This window comes from Rhizobacter sp. P2_H2, from assembly GCF_056403375.1.
The window spans coordinates 1-3829 of sequence record NZ_JBFUFP010000508.1; the positions used below are offsets into that span (position 1 = coordinate 1).

The 3829-nt window shown below is 67.8% G+C and carries 5 protein-coding genes; 4 read left to right on the forward strand and 1 reads right to left on the reverse strand.

The features are described 5' to 3' along the window. From AC1D15_RS21290 to speB, 3 genes are all read left to right on the forward strand, one after another. Positions 1–1045 (forward strand): bifunctional metallophosphatase/5'-nucleotidase (locus tag AC1D15_RS21290; RefSeq protein ID WP_477827538.1); only part of this gene is annotated, 1045 nt, incomplete at its 5' end. Continuing rightward, on the forward strand, positions 1045–1500 hold the full coding sequence (locus AC1D15_RS21295) for a hypothetical protein (protein WP_465113586.1): 456 nt from the start codon (positions 1045–1047) through the stop codon (positions 1498–1500). The genes AC1D15_RS21290 and AC1D15_RS21295, both read left to right, overlap by 1 nt. 17 nt (positions 1501–1517) lie before the next feature. Then, positions 1518–2462 (forward strand): agmatinase, encoded by a 945-nt coding sequence (gene speB / locus AC1D15_RS21300; RefSeq protein ID WP_477827539.1) that lies wholly within the window; start codon positions 1518–1520, stop codon positions 2460–2462. 7 nt (positions 2463–2469) lie between these two features. Here speB and AC1D15_RS21305 read toward each other — a convergent pair whose 3' ends face one another. Beyond that, positions 2470–2949: an Lrp/AsnC family transcriptional regulator gene (locus AC1D15_RS21305; RefSeq protein ID WP_047512606.1), complete on the reverse strand. Its 480-nt coding sequence runs from the start codon at positions 2947–2949 to the stop codon at positions 2470–2472. A gap of 128 nt (positions 2950–3077) precedes the next feature. Here AC1D15_RS21305 and AC1D15_RS21310 point away from each other — a divergent pair. After that, a partial coding sequence (locus tag AC1D15_RS21310; protein WP_477827540.1) for an aminotransferase class III-fold pyridoxal phosphate-dependent enzyme occupies positions 3078–3829 on the forward strand: 752 nt, incomplete at its 3' end.

Consider the following 3829-nt stretch of genomic DNA (forward strand, 5'->3'; position numbering starts at 1 on the left):
GGGCGGCATCCTGGACAAGCTCAGCAGCGACATCGACGTGGTCGTCAGCGGCCACAGCCACCAGGAGTACGTCTGCAACTACACCGGCAAGGCCAGCGGCAAAAGCTATGTGGTCACGCAGACCGGCTTCTACGGCGGCGCGGTCACCGACATCAACCTGGGCATCAAGCTCAAGACCGGCGTGACCTCGATCGACGCCGCCACGGTGCCCATCATCCAGGCCGACAACAATGCCAGCGTGACGGTGCCTGCCGCCTTTGCCACCTTCGCCAAGGATGCGGACATCGCCGCGCTGGTGGACAAATACGTCGCCGTCTCCAACACGCTGGCGCAGAAGCAGGTCGGCACGATCGGCGGCAACCTGATGCGGGCGCTGTTCACCGGCACCACCAACCGCGACGAGTCCGCCGAGGGGGTGATGGGTTCGGTGATGGCCGATGCCTACCTGTACGGCACGCCCAACGGCGCCGACTTCGCGGTGGTCAACCCGGGCGGCGTGCKCGCCGACCTGACCTGCGGCGCCGGCGTGAGCGCGCCCTGCCCCGTGACCTACGCCCAGGTGAACACCGTCGCACCGTTTGCCAACACGGTGGTGAAGGTCAGCGTGACCGGCGCGCAGGTGATCCGCCTGCTCGAGCAGCAGTGGGAAGCGCCGAACTGCACCGCCAAGTTCAACCCCGCCACGCTGCAGTACGGGCGCCTGCTGCAGGTCTCCAGCGGCCTGACGTACAGCTACGACAACAGCGTGAACGCCTGGACCACCGGCGCCAGCCCGACCGACTGCGCGGCCGCGGGCACCGGCCACCGGGTGGTGGTGTCGTCGGTCAAGGTCAACGGCGTGGCGCTGGACCTGGCCAAGACCTACACGGTCAGCACCAACAACTTCCTGGGCCTGGGCAGTGGTGGCGACAACTTCAACGTGCTGGCCACCCTGGGGACCAACAAGGTGGACTCCAAGGTGATCGACCTCGACGCGATGATTGCCTACTTCCGCGAGAAATCGCCGGTCGCCCCCACGACGCCGCGCATCACGCGCCTCAACTGATGCGGCGTCGCTGGAACCTCGCCAGGGCGGCGGCCGGAACGGTCGTCGGGTTGCTGTGCAGCCTGCAGGCGCTGCCGGCCTGGGCGCTCGACGCGGCGCAACAGCGTGCGCTGAACGAGGCCGTGCAGCAGACCTCCCAGGCCTGCCTGCACGAGATGCACCACGACACCGACGAGTTCTCGGCGTGTGTCGATGCCAGGCTGCAGAGCGCTGCGGGCAAGCCGGTGGAGCAGCTCGGCACGGCCTACCTGGGGCTGGTGGGTTGCGTGTCGGCCGCGCGCATCGCCACCTTGCACTCGGATGTCTGCGCGCAGGCCTACCTGGCGCGCGTGGACCCGCTGCGCAAGCGCTTCAAGCTGAGCGACCAGGATCTGTGCCCGACGGTGGCGGGCGACTGCCGCAGCAGGCTGGCGCAGATCGAGGCACTGCGCCGGGACAGGAAGCCGCAGAAATAAAACCGCAGAATCGCAGGATGAGCAGCTTCGCCTTCCTGTCGAACAACGCCTTCCTGAAGGCGCCCGCGGCTTCGGCCGACACGCCTTACGCGGTGGCCGGCATCGCCTGGGACGGCTCGGTGACGAACCGCCCTGGCGCCCGCTTCGGCCCGCGCGCGATCCGCGAGGCGAGCCACATGCTGTGCGACGGCATCCACCCGTTCTTCGACACCACGCCCGACGGGCAGCTCGGCGATGCCGGCGACCTGCTGCTGCCGAACACCAGCCTCGAGCGCATGCGCGCGGCGATGGGCCCGCAGGTGGCGCCGCTGATCCGCGCGCACCACATGGCCTGGCTGGGCGGCGACCACTCGATCACGCTGCCCTTGCTGCGCAGCTATGTCGAGTGGCTGGGCAAGCCGCTGGCGGTGATCCATTTCGATGCGCACTGCGACACCTGGGAGGATCACTTCGGCGAGCCGAGCGGCCACGGCACCTGGGTCTACGAGGCGATCAACGAAGGCCTGGTGATCAAGGAATGCTTCACGCAGCTGGGCATCCGCTCGGCCGGCCAGCGCGAGGCGCGCGAGTACGTGCGCGACCAGGGCGGGCAGATCTTCACCGCACGCGAGCTGCGCGGTCTCGACGGCGCGGTGCAGATGCAGCCGGTGCTGTCAGCGATCCGCAGCCGGCTCTCGCGCCACGACAACCCTCCCGTCTACCTGAGCCTGGACATCGACTGCCTCGACCCGGCCTTCGCGCCCGGCACCGGTACGCCCGAGCCGGGCGGCCTGACGACGACGCAGGTGCTGACGGTGCTGGAGGAACTGGCCGACCTCCCCTTCGTCGGGATGGATTGCGTGGAGGTCTCGCCGCCGTACGACCACGCCGAGCTGACGAGCTATGCGGCCGCCAGTTTCGTGTGGACGTATCTGTGCGGACGCCTCAGCAGGGCTTCGATACCTCAGCCTGAACGGGCTTGAGTGTTCGTCAAACCGCCAGCGCCGTCGTCTTCTTGACCGTCCGCAGCACCAGCATCGAGTTCGAGCGCACCACCCCCGGCAGCCGCTCCAGCACCTCGGTGTGGAAGCGCTCCAGGTCGCCCGCATCGCAGTAGGTAAAACGCAGCAGGTAGTCGTTGGTGCCGGCGACGTAGAAGCAGTCGAGGATCTCTGGCACGTCGCGCACCGCCTGCTCGAACTCGGCCATCGCGGCCTGTGTCAGCTTCTCGAGGTTGACGATCGTGAAGCTGGTGCCCGGCTGCCCGACCGCCTTCGAATCGATCAGCGCGACGTACTGCGCGATCACGCCGTTGTCTTCCAGCGCCTTGACGCGCCGCAGGCAGGCCGACGGTGACAGGTGAACCCGTTCGGCCAGCTCGACATTGGCCAGCTTGCCCTCGACCTGCAACACCTGCAGGATGTGGCGATCAATCGCATCGAGTTGCACCTTGGGCTTGCTGCTTGCCATATCCTGCGAATCCTTGATTGATTCTCCGCATGATATTGCGGCACACACTGGAATCGAGCTGCTTTGCGCAAGCAAATTTCGCGGCAGCCCGGCTAGACTGCGTGACGGAAATCACAGCGCTACCTGTCATGGACAACACCCTCGACGCCCACTGGATGCCCTTCACCGCCAACCGGCAGTTCAAGCAGGCGCCGCGCCTGCTGTCCAGGGCCGAAGGCATGCACTACTGGACGCCCGAGGGCCGCCAGGTGCTCGACGGCGCCGCCGGCCTGTGGTGCGTGAACGCCGGCCATGCCCGCCCGAAGATCGTCCAGGCGATCCAGGCGCAGGCCGCCGAGATGGATTTCGCGCCGCCCTTCCAGATGGGCCACCCGAAGGCGTTCGAGCTCGCGCAGCGTCTCGTGCAGCTGGCGCCGAAAGGCCTCAGCAAGGTCTTCTTCACCAACTCCGGTTCCGAATCGGTCGAGACCGCGCTGAAGATGGCGATCGGCTACCACCGCGCCCGCGGCGAAGGCCAGCGCACCCGGCTGATCGGCCGCGAGCGCGGCTACCACGGCGTCAATTTCGGCGGCATCTCGGTCGGCGGGCTGGTCGCCAACCGCAAGATGTTCGGCAGCCTGCTGCCGGGCGTCGACCACATCCGCCACACGCACGATCCGCGCAACGCGTTCACGCAGGGCCAGCCGCTGCACGGTGCCGAGCTGGCCGACGACCTGGAGCGCCTGGTCGCGCTGCACGATGCATCGACGATCGCCGCGGTCATCGTCGAGCCGGTCGCCGGCTCCACCGGCGTGCTGGTGCCGCCGCAGGGCTACCTCGAACGCCTGCGCGCCATCTGCGACAAGCACGGCATCCTGCTGATCTTCGACGAGGTCATCAC

Excerpts from the sequence above, each read along its gene's own strand:
- AC1D15_RS21295 (WP_465113586.1), top strand. The coding sequence starts at position 1,045 with ATGCGGCGTCGCTGGAACCTCGCCAGGGCGGCGGCCGGAACGGTCGTC.
- speB (WP_477827539.1), top strand. The coding sequence starts at position 1,518 with ATGAGCAGCTTCGCCTTCCTGTCGAACAACGCCTTCCTGAAGGCGCCC.
- AC1D15_RS21305 (WP_047512606.1), bottom strand. The coding sequence starts at position 2,949 with ATGGCAAGCAGCAAGCCCAAGGTGCAACTCGATGCGATTGATCGCCAC.